Source organism: Gordonia iterans (assembly GCF_002993285.1).
GTDB classification, from domain to species: domain Bacteria; phylum Actinomycetota; class Actinomycetes; order Mycobacteriales; family Mycobacteriaceae; genus Gordonia; species Gordonia iterans.
Genome location: NZ_CP027433.1, coordinates 188,645 through 209,921, shown reverse-complemented (window position 1 = coordinate 209,921; position 21,277 = coordinate 188,645). Strand labels below are relative to the sequence as shown.

16 protein-coding genes are annotated in these 21,277 nt (G+C 69.6%); 9 read left to right on the top strand and 7 right to left on the bottom strand.

The window, feature by feature from the left end; translation table 11 throughout:
- Positions 1 to 23 precede the first annotated feature (23 nt).
- From C6V83_RS00940 to C6V83_RS00930, 3 genes are all read right to left on the bottom strand, one after another.
- Positions 24 to 830, bottom strand: coding sequence for a family 1 encapsulin nanocompartment shell protein (locus C6V83_RS00940; protein WP_105940814.1), 807 nt, complete (start codon positions 828 to 830; stop codon positions 24 to 26).
- A gap of 38 nt (positions 831 to 868) precedes the next feature.
- Positions 869 to 1,978 carry a Dyp-type peroxidase gene (locus C6V83_RS00935; protein WP_105940813.1) on the bottom strand — a complete coding sequence of 370 codons (1,110 nt, stop codon included), beginning with the start codon at positions 1,976 to 1,978 and terminating at the stop codon, positions 869 to 871.
- A gap of 114 nt (positions 1,979 to 2,092) precedes the next feature.
- On the bottom strand, positions 2,093 to 3,052 hold the full coding sequence (locus C6V83_RS00930) for an alpha/beta hydrolase (RefSeq protein ID WP_105940812.1): 960 nt from the start codon (positions 3,050 to 3,052) through the stop codon (positions 2,093 to 2,095).
- A gap of 236 nt (positions 3,053 to 3,288) precedes the next feature.
- On the opposite strand from C6V83_RS00930, the gene C6V83_RS00925 reads away from it, so the two are divergent.
- Positions 3,289 to 4,959 carry an FAD-binding dehydrogenase gene (locus C6V83_RS00925; RefSeq protein ID WP_234353808.1) on the top strand — a complete coding sequence of 557 codons (1,671 nt, stop codon included), beginning with the start codon at positions 3,289 to 3,291 and terminating at the stop codon, positions 4,957 to 4,959.
- A 76-nt stretch (positions 4,960 to 5,035) separates the two neighbouring features.
- On the opposite strand, the gene C6V83_RS00920 is transcribed toward C6V83_RS00925, so the two are convergent.
- Complete coding sequence (locus C6V83_RS00920) at positions 5,036 to 6,487, bottom strand: DUF3068 domain-containing protein (RefSeq protein WP_199832559.1); 1,452 nt, start codon at positions 6,485 to 6,487, stop codon at positions 5,036 to 5,038.
- A gap of 57 nt (positions 6,488 to 6,544) precedes the next feature.
- A complete protein-coding gene (locus tag C6V83_RS00915; protein ID WP_105940810.1) occupies positions 6,545 to 7,960 on the bottom strand; it encodes an ABC1 kinase family protein in 1,416 nt (471 codons plus the stop codon).
- 230 nt (positions 7,961 to 8,190) lie between these two features.
- Between C6V83_RS00915 and nadB the strand changes: the two genes are divergently transcribed.
- From nadB to C6V83_RS00875, 8 genes are all read left to right on the top strand, one after another.
- On the top strand, positions 8,191 to 9,792 hold the full coding sequence (nadB, locus tag C6V83_RS00910; RefSeq protein ID WP_105940809.1) for an L-aspartate oxidase: 1,602 nt from the start codon (positions 8,191 to 8,193) through the stop codon (positions 9,790 to 9,792).
- 123 nt (positions 9,793 to 9,915) lie between these two features.
- Entirely contained in the window at positions 9,916 to 11,175 is a 1,260-nt protein-coding gene (locus tag C6V83_RS00905; RefSeq protein WP_105940808.1) for a hypothetical protein, read from the top strand.
- A gap of 92 nt (positions 11,176 to 11,267) precedes the next feature.
- Positions 11,268 to 12,749 carry an FAD-binding protein gene (locus C6V83_RS00900; protein WP_105940807.1) on the top strand — a complete coding sequence of 494 codons (1,482 nt, stop codon included), beginning with the start codon at positions 11,268 to 11,270 and terminating at the stop codon, positions 12,747 to 12,749.
- 287 nt (positions 12,750 to 13,036) lie between these two features.
- Complete coding sequence (locus tag C6V83_RS00895; protein ID WP_105940806.1) at positions 13,037 to 14,569, top strand: Re/Si-specific NAD(P)(+) transhydrogenase subunit alpha; 1,533 nt, start codon at positions 13,037 to 13,039, stop codon at positions 14,567 to 14,569.
- Complete coding sequence (gene pntB, locus C6V83_RS00890; RefSeq protein WP_105940805.1) at positions 14,566 to 16,008, top strand: Re/Si-specific NAD(P)(+) transhydrogenase subunit beta; 1,443 nt, start codon at positions 14,566 to 14,568, stop codon at positions 16,006 to 16,008. Before C6V83_RS00895 ends, pntB begins: the two co-directional genes overlap by 4 nt.
- Before the next feature lie 322 nt (positions 16,009 to 16,330).
- Positions 16,331 to 16,678: a YciI family protein gene (locus tag C6V83_RS00885; RefSeq protein WP_105940804.1), complete on the top strand. Its 348-nt coding sequence runs from the start codon at positions 16,331 to 16,333 to the stop codon at positions 16,676 to 16,678.
- Positions 16,679 to 16,682: 4 nt separating this feature from the next.
- On the top strand, positions 16,683 to 17,945 hold the full coding sequence (locus C6V83_RS00880) for an RNA polymerase sigma factor (protein ID WP_105940803.1): 1,263 nt from the start codon (positions 16,683 to 16,685) through the stop codon (positions 17,943 to 17,945).
- A 104-nt stretch (positions 17,946 to 18,049) separates the two neighbouring features.
- Positions 18,050 to 18,997 (top strand): ERCC4 domain-containing protein, encoded by a 948-nt coding sequence (locus C6V83_RS00875; protein ID WP_105940802.1) that lies wholly within the window; start codon positions 18,050 to 18,052, stop codon positions 18,995 to 18,997.
- 43 nt (positions 18,998 to 19,040) lie between these two features.
- Here the strand turns inward: C6V83_RS00875 and C6V83_RS00870 are convergent, their stop codons facing one another.
- Both C6V83_RS00870 and C6V83_RS00865 read right to left on the bottom strand, forming a co-directional pair.
- Complete coding sequence (locus C6V83_RS00870; RefSeq protein ID WP_105940801.1) at positions 19,041 to 19,799, bottom strand: metallophosphoesterase; 759 nt, start codon at positions 19,797 to 19,799, stop codon at positions 19,041 to 19,043.
- Positions 19,800 to 19,960: 161 nt separating this feature from the next.
- Entirely contained in the window at positions 19,961 to 21,172 is a 1,212-nt protein-coding gene (locus C6V83_RS00865) for a helix-turn-helix domain-containing protein (protein ID WP_105940800.1), read from the bottom strand.
- Positions 21,173 to 21,277 lie beyond the last annotated feature (105 nt).

The following is a 21,277-nucleotide window of genomic DNA, read 5'->3' as shown; positions in this document are numbered from 1 at the left end:
TCGCCGGGCTGCGGGCCCGTGCGTCAGTTCTTCTCGCGGAGCGGGACGGCGGCCTCAGCGGTGTAGGTGAGATAGGTGAACGACTCGGTGAAGTACAGGTTCACCACGTCGGCATCGTGCGAGTCGTAACCGATCGACACGTCCTGACCGATGGCGAGCTCGAAGTCGCCGCCTCGGGTACTCACCAGCACCGCGCCGGTGATAGCCGGGGCCCAGATGATCTCGCCGTCGACCAGGATCCGCTTCAGGTGCTGCTGCACCGGGTAGCCGTCGTTCACGGTCTCGTTCACCGCGGCGTACAGATCCGCGCTCAGCGCCAGCGAGTAGGGGCCGTCGACGGAGTTGAGGCGCAGCCGGTTGATCGCGTTGCTGATGGCTTCCGGATAGTCGACGACGTCCTCGGGCAGGTCGATCGCCTCGTCCGACGCGGCCTCGGTGATCCCGGTGATGCCGGCCGCGGTGAAACCCTCGAAGATCGCGCGGTCCTCGGCGCGCGCCAGTTCGCTGGCTGCACGGACGACCGGATCCCAGTCGGCGTCCGAGGCGCCGCGGTCGACGTCGTCGATGGCTTCGCGTGAGACGGTGAACGGGACCTTCAGCTCCACCAACGGCTGTGCGTGGCGGATGAAGGCGTGAATGCCCTCGCCGGGCGAGTCGATCTTGGAACGGCGTCCGACCGTGACCGAGTCGACGTCCAGGCCGAGCGGCCCCTTGACGTCGACCAGGCGGCGTCCGGCGCTGTTGCGCTTGAACGAGCGGGTGGCCTCCTCCTCGATCTCGGCCCAGGCGGCCGTCGAGATGGGGGCGAGTTCGCGGTGCAGGTTGTTCATCAGGTCTCCTACGGTCGGTGCGGGTGGTCGTGGGTGGGCTAGCGGAGGCTGCCGATGCCGAGCGAGCCGTCGGACAGGGTTTCGACGGGCTCAACCGGCGAAGGGGGCTCAACCGGCGAAGGGGGCTCAACCGGCGAAGGGGGCTCAACCGGCGAAGGGGGCTCAACCGGCGAAGGGGGTCCGGCCGGTGCAGTGGATTCGGACTTCGCGCCGGCGGGTGCGGGCGGCAGGTCGTCGAGGAAGTCCGCGCGCGGGGCGAAGAACTCGCAGCCGGTGACCGCGGTGGTGAAGTCGAGCAGAGCGTCGTAGTTGCCGGGTGGATCGCCGATGAACATCTTCTCGAGCATCTCGTCGGTGATGTCCGGGTTCTTCGAGTAGGCGATGTAGTAGGTGCCCTTGATCCCGGTGCCGGAGGCGTTGCCGTACGGCATGTTGTCGCGCACGATCTGCAGCTGGTTGCCCTCGGCGTCCTCGACCTGATTCACCGCGATGTGCGAGTTGATCGGCTTCTCGTCCTCGTCCATCTCGATGTTCTCGGACTTGGTGCGGCCGAACACCGCTTCCTGCTGCTCGACGCTGAGTGCGTTCCACTTGGCCATGTCCGTCTCGTAACGCTGGACGGTGATGTAGCTGCCGCCGGCGAACGCCGGATCCTCGGACTCCGAGACGGTGATGGCCTCGAGTGCGGCGTCGCCCTCGGGGTTCTCGGTGCCGTCGACGAAGCCTGTCAGGTCGCGCAGATCGAAGTAGCGGAAGCCGTGGATCTCCTCGAGGGTGCGCACCGAGTCCCCGAAATCGGTGGTGAGGATCTGCCCGATCTCGTAGCAGACGTCCATCGTCTGCGCCTTGATGTGCAGGAGGATGTCGCCCGGGGTCGACGGAGCAGTGTGCACCTCGCCGGCATAACCCTTGAACGGACGCAACTGCCTGGGCCGGGGGCCGCTGAACAGGCGGTCCCAGGCGTCCGAGCCGATGCCGGCGATGACGCTCAGCCGGGACTCGGGATCGCGTGAGCCGACCGTCCGCACTCGGCCGGTGAGTCCTTCCAGGGTGTCGCGCACGCGGGTCACGCCGTCCGGCTCGATGCGCAGGGTCAGAAAGATCGCATACTTGGACTTCACGGTGAGGATGGTCTGTCCGGCTGCCATGCCGTCCACCCTAGTCTTGACTGAGGACAGAAAACGGCCGAGGTGGGCAATCCCATCGGATTGCCCACCCCGGCCGGTGTCTTTGGACCCTATCGGGTCGTCAGGCGCAGCGGATCAGCGCAGCGCCGGACCGAAGGTGGTGCGCCAGGACTCCTTGAAGCGGTCCTGCCAGTAGGTCCACCAGTGGTCGCCGTCCGGGCTGATGTGCGTGGTCAGCTGCACGCCGGGCACAGTGGCGACGCGAGCGATGTACAGCTGGCTGCTCACCGATGCGGCCACCTCCAGCGGCACCATCTGCGCGAACTTCACGGCGTTGAAGCCGGGGCTGCCGGGCATCAGGGACGGATCGTACTTGCTGCCCAGGCCGGTGCCCGAGGAGACGTAGACGCGCTTTCCGGCGAGGGCGCCCGCGGTCAGGAACGGATCGTTCGCGGCCCACTGACCGGCCGGCCAGATGCCCCACATGTTGACGGGGTTGCCGCCCATCTCGGCGACCGACGCCTGGATGCCCTGGTTGAAGCCCGGCATGGTGACGGTCGGGTAACCCGAGTACGACGCGACGGCGCGGAACTTGCCCGGGTGACGCGAAGCGATGTTCAGCGCCGAGGTGCCCGACATCGAAAGACCGGCGATCCCGTTCTTGTTCGGGATGGCGCGGTGCTTGCGGGTCATGTACGAGGGCAGCTCGCGGGTGAGGAAGGTCTCCCACTTGTTCTTGCCCAGGCGCGGGTCGCGCTGTTCCCAGTCGGTGTAGAAGCTGCCGCCGCCGCCGTAGGGGATGGCGAGGTTGACACCCTTGCCGCGCATGAACTGCGAGACGTTGGTGTTGATGTTCCAGCCGCTGTTGTTGTTCGGGGCGCGCAGGCCGTCGAGCAGGTACAGGGTGCCCGCGGGCTTGCCCGCGCTCACGATGCACACGGGGATGCTGCGGCCCATCGACGGCGAGTGGACGCGTTCGACGGAGCCTGCGCAGCCGCGGGCTTCGGCCGGGGAGGCGACGAGGGCGGCACCGCCCAGAGCGGTGGCGGTGGCCAACGTGATGGCCAGCAGGCGCTTGCGGGCGCTGGAGAACATTCGACTTCCTTAGCGATCGAGACCGGTGTGGTCCTGGTCGTATGTGCGAAACCCCGACGTTTCGATGCGCCTGGGGCGGCGCGCGTCCAAAAGGGTACAAGGACCCGGGGTCTACTTCGAGTCGAACAATAACGGAAAGATAACGGGGGAGCAAAAAGGGGTCGTGGACCGGCGGTTGACTACGCTGTGTGATGGGCCACAGTAGGGGCCGTGAGATCGGGATGAAGGAGTTGTCCGTGGGCGAGCAAGCGAAGGCCGATGCCGTCGTGGTGGGAGCCGGCCTGGCCGGACTGGTGGCCACCTTCGAGCTGACGAAGGCGGGCAGACGGGTGATCGTCGTCGACCAGGAGAACCGGAAGAATCTGGGCGGACAGGCGTTCTGGTCCCTCGGCGGCCTGTTCCTGGTCGACAGCCCTGAGCAGCGGCGACTGGGGATCAAGGACTCGCCGGAGCTTGCACTGCAGGACTGGCTCGGTTCGGCCGGCTTCGACCGCGACGACGAGGACTACTGGCCGCGACAGTGGGCGCGCGCCTATGTCGACTTCGCCGCCACCGAGAAGCGCGACTACCTGCACGACCTGGGTCTCCGGTTCACGCCGGTGGTCGGCTGGGCCGAGCGCGGCGGGGGAGTGGCCGACGGGCACGGCAACTCGGTCCCGCGCTTCCACCTGACCTGGGGCACCGGTCCGGAGGTGGTGCGGATCTTCGCCGAACCGGTACTCGAGGCGGAGAAGAAGGGTCTGGTGGAGTTCCGGTTCCGGCACCGGGTCGACGAACTAATCCTCGACGACGACGGCGCGGCAGTCGGAGTGCGCGGTTCGGTGCTCGAGCCCAGCGATACCGAGCGCGGCATCAAGAGTTCGCGAACGCAGACCGGAGATTTCGAGATCCGCGCCGGCGCGGTGATCGTGACCAGCGGCGGCATCGGGCACAACCATGAGATGGTCCGGGAGAACTGGCCCACCGAGCGCCTCGGGCCGGTGCCCGAGCACATGATCGCCGGTGTGCCCGACTACGTCGACGGCCGGATGCTCGGCATCACCGAGCAGGCCGGCGCCAACCTGGTGAACCGCGACCGCATGTGGCACTACACCGAGGGCATCCACAACTGGGACCCGGTCTGGTCCGACCACGCGATCCGGATCATCCCGGGGCCGTCGTCGCTGTGGCTGGACGCGAACGGCAACCGGCTGCCCGCCCCCAACTTCCCGGGCTTCGACACCAACTCCACGATGAAGGAGATTCTGTCCACCGGGTACGACTACTCGTGGTTCGTGCTGACCGGCGACATCATCGAGAAGGAGTTCGCGCTGTCGGGTTCCGAGCAGAATCCGGACCTGACCGACAAGTCGTTCAAGACGGTGGTCAAATCGCGGCTGGCGAAGGGCGCACCCGGGCCGGTGAAGGCGTTCATGGACCACGGCATCGACTTCGTGGTGCGCGACAACCTGCCCGACCTCGTCGCCGGCATGAACGAGCTCGGTCGCGGCGGGCACATCGACCTCGCCGACCTGGAGCGCACCATCTCGGCCCGCGACACCCAGGTGGAGAACGGGTACAGCAAGGACGCGCAGATCATGGCCATCCACAACGCGCGGAACTACCTGGGCGACAAGGTGGTCCGGGTGGCCAAGCCGCATCGCATCCTCGACCCGGAGAGCGGACCGCTGATCGCGGTCCGGCTGAACATCCTGACGCGCAAGACCCTGGGCGGCCTGGAGACGAACCTGGACGCCCAGGTGATGCGGCCGGACGGCCAGGTCTTCGACGGGCTGTATGCCGCCGGTGAGGTCGCCGGCTTCGGCGGCGGCGGTGTGCACGGTTACAACGCGCTGGAGGGCACCTTCCTCGGCGGCTGTATCTTCTCCGGCCGCGCCGCGGGTCGGGCTGTGGCGCGCAGGGTCTAGCGGGCCTGGTACGACAACGGGCGCCGAACCTCGCGAAGAGGTTCGGCGCCCGTCGTCGTCCGCCAGGCGGAGCCGCTCAGTCCGTCCGGCCGTGCCGAGGGGCCGACGGCGCCTCCGGGTCCGGGATCGGTTCGAAGACGATGGTGTCGGCCTCGGTGTCGACCCGTTCGGCGGTGGTCGTCGGGGTCTCCGGCGCCCAGTACTCGTCGGCGCTCAGGGCCGCCCCGCCGGCCGCGGCCGATGCGGTGGCCCCGGGGCCCCGGCCGGCCGGGGGGCCGGAGGTGTCGGTGCCGAGGACCTCCGTCGGCGCCTCGGGCGTGGTGTACACCGGTTCGGCGGCCTCGTCGCCGGTGGGGGCGCCGCCGCGCGGGGCGTCGTTGCCGGTGCCGTCGTCGTCACGGCCGCGGAAGGTCAGCCAGCCCCACAGGATCAGCAGCAGGGCACCGAGCACGCCGAGGATGATCGGCACGTAGGTGCCGCCCCACTTCAGCAAGTTCACGTACTCCTTGGCACGGTCGGTCTGCTCCGACACCGTCTGATCGGTCAGCTTGAAGTTGGCCTTCAGCGCGTCCATCTGGAACCCGGTGATCGCCTCGGGGAGATCCTCGGTGCCCTCCGGGCTCTTGAAGTACTGGTGCTGCTCCTCGTAGCCGTCCACGATGGTGCCGGTGACCGGCTCCACCCACACGTTGCGGACCGCGGCGGCGTGCCGGTGCATGGTGACCGGAGTGTTCGGGCGCACGCCCTGGCCCGTGATGCCCCACCATTCGGCCGGCATGGTCAGAATGGTGCCCAGCGGCGCCTCGCCCTGTGGGTTGGGCAGGTTGGAGATGTCCGTCTCGGGCACGTCCGCCCGGAAGTGGTAGACCTTCAGGCCGTTGATCGTCGTCTCTTCGACGAACTTGGCCACGGCATCGGCCCGCGTGTTGAGGTCGTAGTAGTAGTAGTCCTGCTTCTGCACGTCGAAGCCGAACTTGTATTGGAAGCCCTTGCGGTCGTCGAGACGGACCGACACGTCTTCCACGGGCACGCCCTCGGGATCGGCTTCCATCTGCAGCGAGCTGATGACGCCGTTGGGGGCCGAGGTCTTCCGGTCGAGCGAGACGCGGTCGATGTTGGCGGTCAGCAGGCCGTCACGGCAGGTGCGCTCGCTGTCGGCGGGCGCGACGGTCGGATGCACCTCCTCGCCGTTCTCCTCCCGGATCCGGTCGACCAGGACGCTCTGCCCGGCCTGGATGGTGGCCTGATCGGCGTCGGACGGGTCGACGACGACGGACCGGCGCTGCTGCTTGAGGCTGACGGTGAGCAGCTTCGCCCGGTCCTCGGAGACCGAGCAACGGTCGAAGATGACGGCCGGGAATCGTTCTCCCGTGTTGTTCAGTGCGGCGATGCTGGTCGAATCCGAGGTGATGTCGAGGTCGAGGGGCACCACCTTGAGCTTCGGTACCAAGTAGGTGGGGATGGTGATCGCCGCGGCGATGCACGCGATCCCGAAAAAGGCCAGCAGGGCCATCCCGAGTCGTCTCATGTGTTTCGGCTCCAAGCAGCAGGGGTCAGCGTATTCCGACCACGTGTGCGGTACAGCCTATTCCAGTTCGGCCCGCTTCTGTACCGGACGGGTGAGGTCGGCGCGGCGATCTTGCTCCGCGGCCGCGCGGCGATCGCGCTCGGCCTCCTTCATGATCCCGGCCATGTATCCGTAGATCTCCCGGTCGGAGATCGCTTTCCAGCGGGGCGCGAGCAGCTTCATGTACTTCTCGACGTACAGCAGTTGCTTGCCGACGAGGACCAGCTCCCGCGGCAGTCGTGCGTCATGGGCCTTGGCCACCGCGGCCAGCTGACGGCCGAGGTCGGTGTAGCTCATGGAGCCCAGCTCGGTGGTGGACAGCGGGGCGGCGACCTTCTTCAGATCTTCGCCGCCCTTCACCGTCGAACCCGGCTTGTGCACCGCACCGAGCAGGAAGATCGCACGGCCTGCGGAGTCGTAATCCTGCTTGACGATCAGGTCGACGACGAGTTGGCGCAGGATCCGCCGGGTGCGGGCGTTGAACCGGCCGACGATGCCGAAGTCGAGCAGGACCAGCTTGCCCTCATCGTCCACCAGCACGTTCCCGGCATGCAGGTCGCCGTGGAACAGCCCGCCGTGGAAGGCCGAGTCGAGCAGGGAGAGCAGAAGGTTCCGGCACAGCGCCTCGCCGTCGTGCCCGGCTGCCCGCACGGCGGCGGCGTCGTCGATCCGGGTCGCGTAGATGCGCTCCATCGTCATCACCTTGGCGGTGGTGAGGTCGTGGTGGACCTTCGGGACTCGCACCCGGTCGCCGAAGGGGCCCGGCTGCAGGCACTCGAACCACTCCTCCATGGTGGTGGCCTCGTTCCGGAAATCGAGCTCGGCGTTGAGGCCGTCGGCGAAGTCTTCCACGACGTGTCGCGCGCTCAGCATGCGGCCGTACTCGGAGACTTCGACCAGCCCGGCGACGCGTTCGAGGATCGCGACGTCCGGCGCGAGGCGGTCGGCGATGCCCGGGCGCTGCACCTTCACCACCACCTCCTCGCCGGTCACGAGCGTCGCGGTGTGGCACTGCGCGATCGAGGCGGAGGCGATCGGTGCGTCGTCGAACGTCGCGAAGACCTCGGAGGCGGGCCTGCCGAGTTCGGACTCGATGATCCGGTGGACCTCGGCGGCCGGGGCGGGGGGGACCTGGTCGAGCAGTGACTCGAACTCCTCTGACATCGCCGGTGTGAACACGCCCGGACTCGAGGCGATCAATTGGCCGAGCTTCACGTACGTGGGGCCGAGGTGTTCGAAGGTCACGCGGACCTCGTGAGCGATGTTCGACGCCGTCGGCTTCTTTCCGTGGATCAGGTCGTTGGCGGAACCGGCCAGGAAACGGCCGATGCCGAAGGCGGTCTGCGCCGCGGTGGCCGCGAAACGTGAGACCTCCCGGGTCGCCGGCACGGTCGGCAACTGTTCCCTGGAGTGGTCGTCGGGCTGTTGCGTCATCACGTCCCGGAGTGTAGCCCCGGAGGCAGCGCGAGCCGAGTTTCGTGACCTCGGCCGATCCTGCCCGGCGATGCTGCTCGGGTCACGCGCTGCCGAACGCCGCTGATCGGCGTCGTCGGCGGCCGGCGATTCGGGGTGGTCATGGCGCGCGCAGGGGTGCGGGCGTAGTGTGCGGGGACAGGTTTTCGATCATGGGTCGATAACCGGTCGACACGAAGGGTGGTGCGACGATGGGCGCCGAGATCAGGGCCGACCTGGTGGTGGTCGGAGCCGGGGTGGCCGGGCTGACCGCGGCGCTGACCGCGGCCGAGGCGGGCCTGGACGTGGTGGTGCTCAACAAGGGTCGGGCGTGGCGTCCGGAGGAGCTCGAGCAGTCCACCTCCACCTTCTACGCGCAGGGCGGGATCGCCGTGGTCGACCCGGACGACCCCGACGACAGCGAGCCGCTGCACGTCGACGACACCCTCGCGGCCGGTGCCGGGCTCACCGTCCGGGAGCCCACCGAGCAGATCGTCGCGGCCGGCTGGGCAGCGGTGGCGGGCCTGGTGGACTGGGGCGCCCGGTTCGACACCGGGGCCGACGGCCGCTTCTTGCGCACCCGGGAGGGCGGGCACAGCGTCCGGCGGATCATCCACGCCGGCGGCGACGCGACCGGCGCACAGGTGCAGGCGGCGCTGGGGGCGGCGCTGGGGCCGACCGGGGTGCGGGTGCTCGACGACGCGCGCGCCACCGAGATCCTCACCGCGCCGGACCGGACGGCGGCAGGCGTCGCGTACACCGACGACGGGGGCGACGGCGCGGTCTGGGCGCCGACCGTGCTGCTCGCCACCGGCGGGGTGGGGCATCTGTATGCGGCCACCACCAATCCGGCGGGCGCCACCGGCGACGGAATCGCACTCGCGCTGCGGGCGGGGGCGGCGGTCGCCGACTTGGAGTTCATCCAGTTCCACCCGACGATGCTTTACGTGCCAGGCGCGCGCGGCCGTCGCACCCTCGTCAGCGAGGCGCTGCGGGGCGAAGGGGGCCGGTTGTTCGACGTCGACGGTGCGAGTGTCACCGACGGTGTGCATCCGCTCGGCGACCTGGCCCCGCGTGACGTCGTCGCCCGCGCGGTCACGGCGGCGATGGAACGCACGGGCGCCCCGCACGTGTATCTCGACGTCTCCGGGATCGCCGACGTCGAGGAGCGCTTCCCGACCGTCCTCGCCGGTGTGCGGGCCGCCGGCGTGTCCCTCGACGACCGGCGGCTGCCCGTGGTGCCCGGTGCGCACTACCTCTGCGGCGGGGTGGTGACCGATCCGCACGGGCGCACCGGCGTGCGGGGCCTGCTGGCCGCGGGCGAGGTGGGCCGCACGGGATTCCACGGCGCCAACCGGCTGGCCTCGAACAGTCTCCTCGAGGGGCTGGTGATGGGTCGGCGGGCGGCCGCCGTCGCCGTCGAACGCCGTGACGAACCGGTCCCCGCCGTCCGGGTGGAGGTTCCGGACATCCGGCGGGCCGCCGACCGATCGGCGCTGCAGGACCGGATGTCCGCGCGGGTCGCGCTGTTGCGCGACGCGGACGGGCTGGCTGCGACCGGCGAGTTCCTGGCGGCGGCGGCGCCGCGGATCCAGGATTCGCGCGAGGCCGCCGAGGATGCGGCGCTGACCCTGACTGCGCGGGCGGTGGTGGCGGCAGCGACGGCACGCACGGAGTCCCGCGGCTGTCACTTTCGCGCCGACCATCCGCGCACCGCTCGGGAGGCCGGCTCGCGCGGCTTCGTGCTCCGCGGCGGCGATTTCGCCGAGGTCGCCCTGCCCGAACTCGTCGGCGCGTCGTCCGGCAGGTTCTAGCGGGTCGTCGGCAGACTTCGTAGACTGCTCCCCGGGAGCGGGACCGCTGCGGCGGGGTTCGACGTGGAACTCCGCGCGCGGTCCCCTGTGTGTCCCGCACACGCGAGACGAGGTGAATCGAGCATGGCGCCAGACGGTTGCTGGTCGTCGATCGTGGTCGGCCCGGCCGACAGCGCCTTGCTCGGCCTGCGCCCGGGCGGGTCCTCGCTGGTCGGCTGCGACCTCTCCGACGGTCACTCCGGCCTGCACAGCAGCGACGGCGGTCGCGGCGGGACGGTGCGGCGCGCCTGGGTCATGTGGGGCGACTACGCGCGCGGTCCGCAGGCCGGACGGATTCTCGATCCGTGCCACGGTATTTCGGCGGCCGGGGGCGCCTGCACGTTGTATGAGGGCCACGGTGGAGCCCATCGCTTCCTGGCGGCTCCGGTGGCCGCGCCGGATTCGCTCACGCCGCCCCCGAGATACTCGGCGAGCCCCCCGTCGTATCCGATTGCCGCGGCGTCTGTTCCCTCGGCTCCGTTTCCGGCGGCACCGTCCTCGGCGGCGGTCTGGCCGACCCAGCCCGCGCCCCGTGCGCGTCACGGTCTCGCCGAGGCCGCAGGTCCCGGGGCGCCCCGTGCCGCACCTCCCGCACAGGCTCCGACGGCAGCGGCGGCCCCGATCCCGGCGGGCAGGTCCGCCGACCCGCTCCGCACCACCGTGGATCCGGTGCGGCGTGGCGCGGTCCCGGATCCGAGTCCGTCGCCGCCGAAGCCCGCAGCACCGCCGTCTGCGCCGCAGACGATCCCCGTCGTCGAATCGTACGAGCCGGAGGAGACTGTGACCGACGAAGTGGAACCGAGCAAGCACGGCAAGCAGAAGCCTGCCAAACACGGCAAGGGCAAGGGCAAAGGCCGGAACAAGGGGTCGACCGGCGATTTCCCGGCACCCCCGCCCCCGGCGAGTGCGGGTCCCGAGGTCCGGGTGAGCGATCTGCGCGACCTCGGTTCGCTGCTCCAGGTCAACGATTACGCCGACCGCAGTCGGACCTCGTTCATCGAGGTGATCGAGCCGGACGGCTCGTCGCGGACCGTGGTGGCTCCGGTCTCCGCTGCGCCGCAGACCGCGTCTGCGCCGGCAACACCTGCTCCGACCGCGCATCGGCATGCCCGGGTCGCCGACTCCGTGCCGGAGAACGAGGACCGGTTCGCGGAGCTGTCCACGATGAAGGTCACGACGGTCGCGGCGTCGACGGCGGCGGCCTCGCAGGCCGTCGAGTCGGTCTCCGCCGCGGTGGAGGCGCTGCCCGACGAGCAGCTGTTGGTGCGCCGGCAGGTCGGCGAGGCGCTGCGCGACGTCGCCGCGGCGCTGTCGAAGCTCGCCGAGAGTCTGGACCCGCGCTGAGAGTCTGGACCCGCGCTGAGAGTCTGGACCCGCGCTGAGGGTCTGCCGCCTGATCTCTACCGGAGAAGTAGAACGTGTTCTAGTCTGTTCGTATGAGCGGCCTGGAACTGCCTGAGACCATTTCCGTCGACGACGTCGCCGACTTCACCGACACCGTGGACGTCCTCGTCCTCGGCGCCGGGATGGCGGGATGCTGCGCGGCGCTGGAAGCGGCCCGCGCCGGCGCGACGGTGCTGATCCTCGAGCGAGCGGCCCAGGCCGGCGGCACCAGTTGTCTGGCGGGCGGGCACTTCTACCTCGGAGGCGGCACCGCGGTACAGCGTGCCACCGGGCACGACGACTCGGCCGAGGAGATGGCCAAGTACCTGACGGCGGTCTCCCGCGACCCCGAACCGGACAAGATCGCCGCCTACTGCGCCGACAGCGTCGAGCACTTCGACTGGCTCGAAGCGCTGGGCTTCGAGTTCGAGCGCAGCTACTACCCGGAGAAGGCGGTGATCCAGCCGCAGACGCAGGGGCTGATGTACACCGGCAACGAGAAGGTGTGGCCGTTCGTTTCCGAAGCCGTGCCCGCACCGCGCGGCCACAAGGTTCCGGTGCCCGGCGACACCGGCGGCGCCGGGATGGTGATCGGCCTGCTCACCGAACGTCTGGCCGAGGCCGGTGTCGAGATCCGCTACGAGACCGGTGGGCGGTCCCTCGTCGTCGATCCGGCGGCGGACGGCCGGGTGGTCGGAGTGCGCTGGAAGAACGTGAACGGCGCCCAGGGCTGCATCCGTACGGCGTCGGTGGTGATCGCGGCCGGCGGATTCGTGATGAACCCGGACATGGTCGCCGCGTATGTGCCGCAACTCGCCGAGAAGCCGTTCACGCTGGGCAGCACATACGACGACGGGCTCGGTATCCGGCTGGGCGCCTCGGTCGGCGCGCAGCTGAAGCACATGGACCAGGCGTTCATCACCGCGCCGGTGTACCCGCCGTCGATCCTGCTGACCGGGCTCGTCGTCAACAAGGAGGGGCAGCGCTTCGTCGCCGAGGACTCCTATCACTCCCGGACCTCGGGATTCGTGATGGATCAGCCGGACTGCGCGGCGTACCTGATCGTCGACGAGGCGCACCTGGAGCGTCCGGTGTTCCCGCTCGCGCCGTTCATCGACGGCTGGGAGACGATCGAGGAGATGGCCGACGGCCTGAGCATCGACCGGGCGGCGCTGCGGCACACGATGGACAGATACAACCAGCATGCCGCGCGTGGTGAAGACCCCGACTTCGGTAAGAGCGCGGAGTTCCTGGCCGCTCAGGACACCGGCCCGTGGGCCGCCTTCGACATGACCCTCGGCAAAGCGCTGTATGCGGGCTTCACCATGGGAGGCCTGGCCACCACGGTGGACGGTCAGGTGCGGCGCCCCGACGGGTCGGTGATCGGCGGTCTGTACGCGGCGGGGGCGTGTGCAGCCAACATCGCCCAGGACGGCAAGGGTTACGCCAGTGGCACGCAGCTGGGCGAGGGGTCGTATTTCGGCCGCCGGGCCGGACGCCATGCCGCGGTCGCCGTCGCGCCGGCCGAACGGTGACTCGCGGGCTTACCGAGCGGTAGTGGTGATCTAGGTAACGCCATGCCGGCCGCGGTGAAGCCGCGTGTTATGTTTTTGCCGCGTTTTCCAATCAGCGGGACCGAGAGCCTTACCCGGCTGCCCGCGGCATAGCGTGCCGCTCCGATCGGAGTACCGGCCTTAGTACGAAAACCAGCCCGCGAGCTTCAGGCGTGCTGGCTTGAGGTGCATGCGTCGCCGAGTGGTGCGGTGTGTGACGGCAATCAGTTACAGGTGAACAGGAATATGAGTGTGGGAGAGGCAGTGACATGCTGATCGGCATCCCCCGGGAATCGGAGCCAGGCGAGACACTCGTCGCGGCGACCGCGAAGACGGTCGACCAGCTTCGGAAGCTCGGATATCAGGTCATCATCGAAGCCGGTGCCGGCGAGCGCGCCGAGCAGGCCGACGAGGCCTTCGCCGACGCCGGTGCCGACATCGGGAACGCCGACGCGGTATGGGCCGCTGACGTGGTGATCAAGGTCAACGCGCCGACCGACGACGAGATCGCGAAGATGGGCCGCGGCGCCGTCCTGATTTCGATGATGGCGCCGGCGCGCAATCCGGAGCTGGTGGAGAAGCTGCGCCAGGCAGGCGTCACCGCGCTGGCCATGGACGCCGTGCCGCGCATCTCGCGGGCACAGTCGATGGACGTGCTGTCGTCGATGGCGAACGTCGCGGGCTACCGCGCCGTGGTCGAGGCCGCCCACGAGTTCGGCCGCATGTTCACCGGCCAGGTCACCGCTGCCGGCAAGATCCCGCCCGCGCGCGTCTTCGTCGTCGGCGCCGGTGTCGCCGGCCTGGCCGCGATCGGTGCGGCTTCGGCCATGGGCGCCGTGGTTCGTGCGTTCGACGTGCGTCCAGAGGTGGCCGAGCAGGTCGAGTCGATGGGCGCGGAGTTCGTGCAGGTCGATTTCGAGGCCGAGGTCTCCTCCGACGGCTACGCCAAGGAGATGACCGCCGAGCAGGAGGCCGCCACCGCGGCGATGTACGACGAGGAGGCGCGCGCCGCCGACATCGTCATCACCACCGCGCTGATCCCGGGTCGCCCGGCGCCGAAGCTGATCTCCGCCGAGACCGTGGCCGGCATGCACAACGGTGCGGTCATCGTCGACATGGCGGCGGCCAACGGCGGCAATGCCGCGGGCACGGTCGCCGGCGAGAAGGTCGTGACCGCGGGCGGGGTGACGATCCTCGGCTACACCGATCTGGCCGGCCGTCTGGCCGCGCAGACCTCGCAGCTGTACGGCACCAACATCGTCAACCTGCTCAAGCTGCTCACGCCGAAGAAAGACGGCGTCCTGACGCTCGACATGGACGACGTGGTGCAGCGCGGCATCACCGTGACTCGTGACGGCGAAGGCATGTGGCCCCCGCCCCCGGTTCAGGTGTCCGCGGCGCCCAAGGCCGCGGCCGCCGCGCCGGTGCCGGCGCCCGAGCCCAAGGCGCCGATGGCGCCCGGCAAGAAGGTCGGTCTCGCGCTGGCCGCGATCATCCTGTACGGCATCGTGGTCGCGTTCGCGCCCGGTGACATCCCGCAGCACTTCACGGTCCTGATGCTGGCGATCGTGATCGGCTACTACGTCATCGGCAACGTGGCGCACGCGCTGCACACGCCGCTCATGTCGGTGACCAATGCCATCTCCGGCGTGGTGGTGGTGGGCGCGATTCTGCAGCTCGCCACCAACAACACGACCGTGCTGGTGCTGGCGACGATCGCGACCCTAGTCGCGTCGATCAACGTTTTCGGTGGCTTCGCGGTCACCCGTCGCATGCTGTCGATGTTCAGCAAGGGGGCATGACCGTGACCATCACTTCCGTTACCGTCGCGGCGTACATCGTCGCCTCGCTGCTGTTCATCCTGTCGCTGGCCGGACTGAGCAAGCACGAGACCGCCAAGAGCGGCCTCACCTACGGCATCGTCGGCATGGCGATCGCCCTGGTCGCCACCATCGCCCTGTCGGTCGACGACATGGCAGAGCTCACCGATCGGTGGCTTCCGCTGGGGCTGCTGATCGGCGCCATCGTCATCGGCGCGCTGATCGGTCTGTGGCGCGCCCGGATCGTCGAGATGACCGGCATGCCCGAGCTCATCGCGCTGCTGCACTCGTTCGTCGGTCTGGCCGCGGTCCTCATCGGCTGGAACGGCGCCATCGACGGTGTCCACGCCTCGCCGTCCGACCCCGACTACGGTGCGCTCGTGGGCATCCACGCCGCTGAGGTCGCCATCGGCATCTTCATCGGTGCGGTCACCTTCACCGGTTCGATCGTCGCCAACCTGAAGCTGTCGGCGAAGATCAAGTCCGCGCCGATGATGCTGCCCGGCAAGAACGGCATCAACGTCGGCTCGCTGGTCGTTTTCGTGGTGCTGACCGGCATCTACGTCGCACGGGACGTCAAGGACGACACCACCGGTTACGTGCTGCTCGCCGTGATCACCGCGCTGGCGCTGTTCCTGGGCTGGCACCTGGTCGCTTCCATCGGCGGCGGCGACATGCCGGTGGTCGTGTCCATGCTGAACTCGTACTCCGGTTGGGCCGCCGCGGCCTCGGGCTTCCTGCTCGGCAACGATCTGCTGATCGTCACCGGCGCTCTGGTCGGCTCGTCGGGTGCGTACCTGAGCTACATCATGTGCAAGGCGATGAACCGCTCGTTCATCTCGGTGATCGCCGGAGGCTTCGGCATCGAGGCCGGTCCGGCCGACGACACCGATTACGGCGAGCACCGCGAGATCAACGCCGAGGGCGCGGCGGAGCTGCTGAGCGCCGCCAAGTCCGTCGTCATCGCCCCCGGTTACGGCATGGCCGTCGCCCAGGCGCAGTACCCGGTCGCGGACCTGACCGCGAAGCTGCGTGCCAAAGGCATCGACGTGCGGTTCGGCATCCACCCGGTCGCCGGGCGGCTGCCGGGGCACATGAACGTGCTCCTGGCCGAGGCGAAGCTGCCGTACGACATCGTGCTGGAGCTCGACGAGATCAACGACGACTTCCCGGACACCGACGTCGTTCTGGTCATCGGCGCCAACGACACGGTCAACCCGGCCGCGGCCGAAGATCCGGGCTCCCCGATCGCCGGCATGCCGGTGCTCGAGGTCTGGAACGCCAAGGACGTCGTCGTGTTCAAGCGGTCGATGGCCGCGGGTTACGCCGGTGTGCAGAACCCGCTGTTCTTCCGCGAGAACACGCAGATGCTCTTCGGCGACGCCAAGGACCGCGTGGACGACATCATCGCCCACCTGTAGCCGGCGCCGGTGGTCGGTTCGCTGGGGACGAAGCGGACCCGAAGTTGGTGGTCGAGTAGCCGGGGGAGCGACGTGGGCCTGAAGTTGGTGGTCGAGTAGCCGGGTGAACGAAGTGAACCCGGCGTATCGAGACCATCGAGACCATCGAGAATATCCGCTACGGCCGCCCTGCGCTTCCCGCGCGGGGCGGCCGTCGTCGTTCGCGGACAGGGGCCGGTCTGAAGAACCTTCTGCCGGGTTGTCGATCTCGGCCGGGCCCGTCCGTCACCATGGTGTCGGACGAACCTGTTCGGCGACCGGAACACTCGGACCAGGAGAGATCATGAAGTACGCACTGCTGCTGATGGGACACGTCGACGACCCGGCGGTCGACGAGACGGGCTGCGCCAGCCCGGAGGAGTTCTTCGCCTTCGACGAGGAGATCACCGCGGCCGGGATCGTGGTGAGCTCGTTCGCGCTGGAAGACCCAGACCAGGGGGTGGTGGTCCACAGCGACGAGAACGGGGAACGGGTGGTGTCGACCGGTCCACTCGCCGAGGTCCGCGAGTTCGTCGGCGGCACCTACATCATCGAGGTCGCCGACGTCGACGAGGCGATCGCCTGGGCGCGCAAGAGTCCGGGGTCGGCGCCCGGCGGGCACGTCGAGATCCGTCCGCTCGCGCCCTACTGAGCCGGTGAAGGATGCGGCTCGCCGCGCGGTCGGGAACATCGACCGTGCGGCGAGAGGCCGCCTCCTGGCGGTGCTCGCCGGTCGCTTCGGCGACCTCGATCTGGCCGAGGACGCGCTGCAGGAGGCACTGATCCAGGCGTTGCGGACCTGGCCGGAGACGGGCGTGCCCTCGTCCCCGGAGGCCTGGCTGACCACCACGGCCAAGCGCAAGGCGCTGGACGTGGTCCGCCGCGACCGGGTGCTGGCCGCCAAGGTCGCCGAACTTCAGGTCTTCGCCGAGCGGGAGGCCCGGCCGATCACGGACCCCTCGGAGTTGGCCGGCGAGCGCACATCGGTGCCCGACGACCGGCTGGGGATGTTCTTCGCGTGCGCTCACCCGGTGCTGGGGCTCGCCGATCGCATCGCGCTGACGCTGCGGTTCGTCGCCGGTCTCACCACAGGCGAGGTGGCCAGCGGCTTGCTGATCCCGGTCCCGACCGCACAGCAACGGATCGTGCGGGCCAAGAAGAGGATCACCACTCTGGGCGTGAGGTTCGACGTCCCGCCGGCCGGCGAGCTCGCAGACCGGCTGGCCGGCGTCCTGCGGGTGATCTACCTGCTCTATTCGGAGGGCTACGCCAGGAGCTCCGGGACCGAGCACGTTCGCGACGACGTGACGGCCGAGTCGATCCGGCTGGCCCGGCTGCTGCGCGAGCTGCTTCCCTGCGCCGAGACCACGGGTCTGCTCGCATTACTGCTGCTCACCGAGGCACGACGACCCGCCCGGCTCGACGGCGACGGTCGTCCGGTCGCGCTGGCCGACCAGGATCGGAGCCGTTGGCGGGCCGGGGAACTGGCAGAGGGACTCGCGCTGGCCGAGCGCGCGGCGGGGACGCCGGGCGCGTCGTCGTATGCGATTCAGGCGGCGATCGCCGCGGTGCACGGCGAGGCCGCGACGGCCGCCGACACCGACTGGGCCCAGATCGTGGTTCTCTACCGCCTGCTCGAGGCCGTCGAACCCGGACCCGTCGTGCAGCTGGGGGCGGCCGTCGCCGCCGGTCGCGCGTACGGCCTCGACGTGGGTCTACGGCGGCTGGAGGCGCTGGAGTCCGATCCGGTACTGGCGCGGTTCCGCCCGTTCCACATCGCCCGGGCGCTGACTCTGGCTGAGCTCGGCGATGCGGCTGCAGCGGCCCGCGCCTACCGGTCCGCGCTCGACCTACCCGGCAACGAGGCCGAGGACGACTACCTCGCCGCCGCGCTGGCCGGCCTGGAGATGAATCGGTAAGCCGTCGTCGAGTTCTTGACCCGGTGTGGCGGGGCAGGGTTCTCGGGTGGGTTCACGACCGGCATACTGTGGGGACGCTTCGACATCGGACACTGAGCGCGAGCATGCCAGACGACTTCCTTATCGCCAGGAACCCCGAAGAGGGGTCGACGCTGCCCTACATACTGCTGATTCCGTTGGGCCGCAACGGGATCGTCCTCAAGGCGCGGGATACGTGGCCGGGTGCCACGAAGGTCTACTGTCATCGGGCGGAGGGCTGGCCCGACGAGCCGGAGATCGTCGAGTCGGTGCCGGTGCGGTGGGTGAGCAGGCGCGGCGCAGCCATCGACCTCGTGCTGGACCGGACGCGGAAGAGTCGCTCGCAGTTCGTGATCGCCCGCGGGCGTGGACGGGAGATGATTTTCTGGCAGTCACGGCAGACCGCCAAGCAGGCGCGTCCGCAGGTCGCCGTCCCGACTGCCCGGGCCCACGGCGAGGTGCTGAGCATCGTGGTCGACACCGGCGAGAAGTACGCGTATGGCTTCGGGCACCAGCAGGCCTCCACGAGCAAGCGGAAGCTTCCGGTCGGCGACTACGCGGTGTTCGATGACGATAGCCTCGTCGCGGCCGTCGAACGCAAGAGCATCGCCGACCTCGCGGGCGGTCTCCTCGGGGGCCGGCTCGACTACGCACTGGCCGAGCTGCGTGGGGAGTTCCGCGCAGCCGTCGTCGTCGAGGCCCCGTACAGTGCGGTCTTCAAGCAGGAGCACGTGAAGGGCGCGGCTCTCGCGGAGGCCGTCGCCGAGGCGCAGGTCCGATTTCCGTCGGTCCCGATCGTGTTCTGCGACAACAGGAAACTCGCGCAGGAGTGGACCTATCGCTGGCTCGGCGCTGCCCTCTACGAATGGCGCCAGCGGCGGGGGACCGAGGGCGTCCTCGCGACGATCGCCCCCGGGCCGGAGGCCTCGCCGAAACACATCCGCGCCTGGGCCGAGGAACAGGGCCTCCAGGTCCCGGCGCGGGGACGCATCCCGAAGGCCGTGCGGGAGGCGTTCGAGCGGCGCAACGGCTGACGGGATCCCGCCAGGCGCATCTCGCGTGCACAGCGGATCGGCGCTACCAGGTCGACAGCACCCGGAAGTGGGTGGTCAATCGGTGGTCCTGGATCACGTGGAAGGCGATTCCCGGGCCCTGGGTGGCGTTGAGCCACTCGGTGCCCTCGAACGGAAGGTTCAGCGTCGACGCCACGCCCGGTGCGACGATCAGCGGGCGTCCGGCAAAGACCGTCGCGGCCGGGGAGTGGGCGTGCCCGACGACGGTCCCCACCACGTTCGGATTCTCGGCGAGCAGCGCCGCGGCCCGCTGCGGTTCGTTGAGACGACGTTCGTCCATACGAGGCATGCCGATGGGTGCCGGCGGATGATGCCAGGTGAGCAGCACGTCGGCGTCGCCGGACTCGGCGATCTGCGAACGGGCCCACTCCAGCGTCTCGTCGGCCAGATAGCCGTCCGAGCGGCCGGGGATGGACGAGTCGAGGCCCAGGACCAGCAGGTCGGCGTCTCCGGTCTCGACGCGCAGCGCCGTGTTGACCGGTGCGGTCGACGCGACGCCGTCGCGCACCTGCGTGTAGGCGGCGCGGTCGTCGTGGTTGCCGAGGAGGGTCAGTACCGGGATGTCGGTGAGCAGGGTCGCGGCGGCTTCGGTGTACTCGTCGACCAGGCCCTGATCGGCGACGTCACCGGTCACCAGGAGCGCGCTCACCGTGTTGCCCTCGGTGTGGGCGGCGTTGAGATAGTCCATCACTCCGGTGGCGCGGTCGCGGTGTTCGCGAGAGCCGTTGAAGTGCAGATCGCTGATCTGCGCCACGACCACCATCGGTTGCGCCCCTTCGACGTCCCGTCCCGTATCCACGGATCGAGTTCACGCTAGTCCCTGACGAATGCTACCGGCGCGTAAGTCCGGGTACGGGTGAGCAGGGCCATAGCGCGGTGGTGATCGTGGCCGTGTCCCTCGACATCATCGATGGGGAGTGCGACTCACTCCGCGACGAGTGAGACCGTCACCCCGTCGGCGAAACGATACGGGTTCGCGACCAGGAGCCCGCCGAGGTGCTTGCGCAGCCGGGAGACCTCCGAGCGCGCGGTGATGCGCTGCCCCGGGTTCCCGAACAGCTTCTCCGCGAGCTGCGCAGCGCTGAGACCGTCCGGGTGGGTCGCGAGCAGTTCCAGGACCTGCGCGTGCCGCGGTGAGGGGTGGTGCACCCAGGTTCCGCCGGCGCCGGTCACCCGCACGGTAGGGGGTGGTCCGCGGACCAGATCGACGCGGATCGTCCCGGGGTCGGCGCCCTGATCGGCGATGCGGACGAGCCAGCCGCCGGGTATCGGCTCGAGGTCGCACGCGCCGAGTGCGGTGAGATGGTGCCGCCCGGTCGTCGGCGTGCGGGGAATGGCGATCCGGGACCGGGGATCGATGCCGTCGAGGGCGGCGACCCAGCCGAAGGAGTCGACGGCGACCACCGGCGCGGACGAACGCGCGAGAATAGGAGCGGCGACGGCGCGAAGTTCGTCGAGCCGGGCGCGATGGGCTTCCCGCAGGCCGGACTCGACGAGCTTGGCGACGGTGTCGACCAGCGCCAGGGTGGTGGGGTGGATCGTCGCCGCCGGACCGCTGACGTCGATCACGCCCAGCATGCCGCCGGTCCGTGGATCGCGGATCGGGGCGCCGGCACACGTCCATTCGTGGTGACTGCGGACGAAGTGCTCGGCCGAGAACACCTGGACGGCGCGCCCGGAGGCGAGCGCCGTGCCGATAGCGTTGGTGCCCACCGAGCGCTCGGCCCACGACGCACCCTCGGTGAAGCCGAGTCGGTCGGCGCGATGCAAGACGCGGTTGACCCCGTTGCGCCACAGCACCCGTCCGCCGGCGTCTGCGACCACCAGGATGTTCTCGCCGTCGACGATGAGCGTGTCGAGGTGCCGCATCAGCGGATCCAGGAACTCGCTCAGCCCGGACGTGGTGCGCCGTTCTTCCAGGTCGACGGTGTCCAAGACGGGTTCGGCCGTGTCGGCATCCGGCTGAAGACCGGCCTGCCGGACCCGGCTCCACGACTCGCCGATCACCGCGCGGGGACGGGCCGGAGGCTTGCCCCCGGACATCGAGGCGTCGTACACGGCGTGCAGCACCGCGGCGTGGGCGCGCGGATCCTCGCCGGCGGCGATGGCCGGTTCCGGGGCGGTGGGCAGGGGCACGGAGAAACTCTCGTCGGTGTGTCAACGGTCACATCGACGATCCCTCCCGCCGCGGCCCGCGTCAAGCGCTCGGCGCGTCGACGACGCCTGCAACCCGGTGCAACC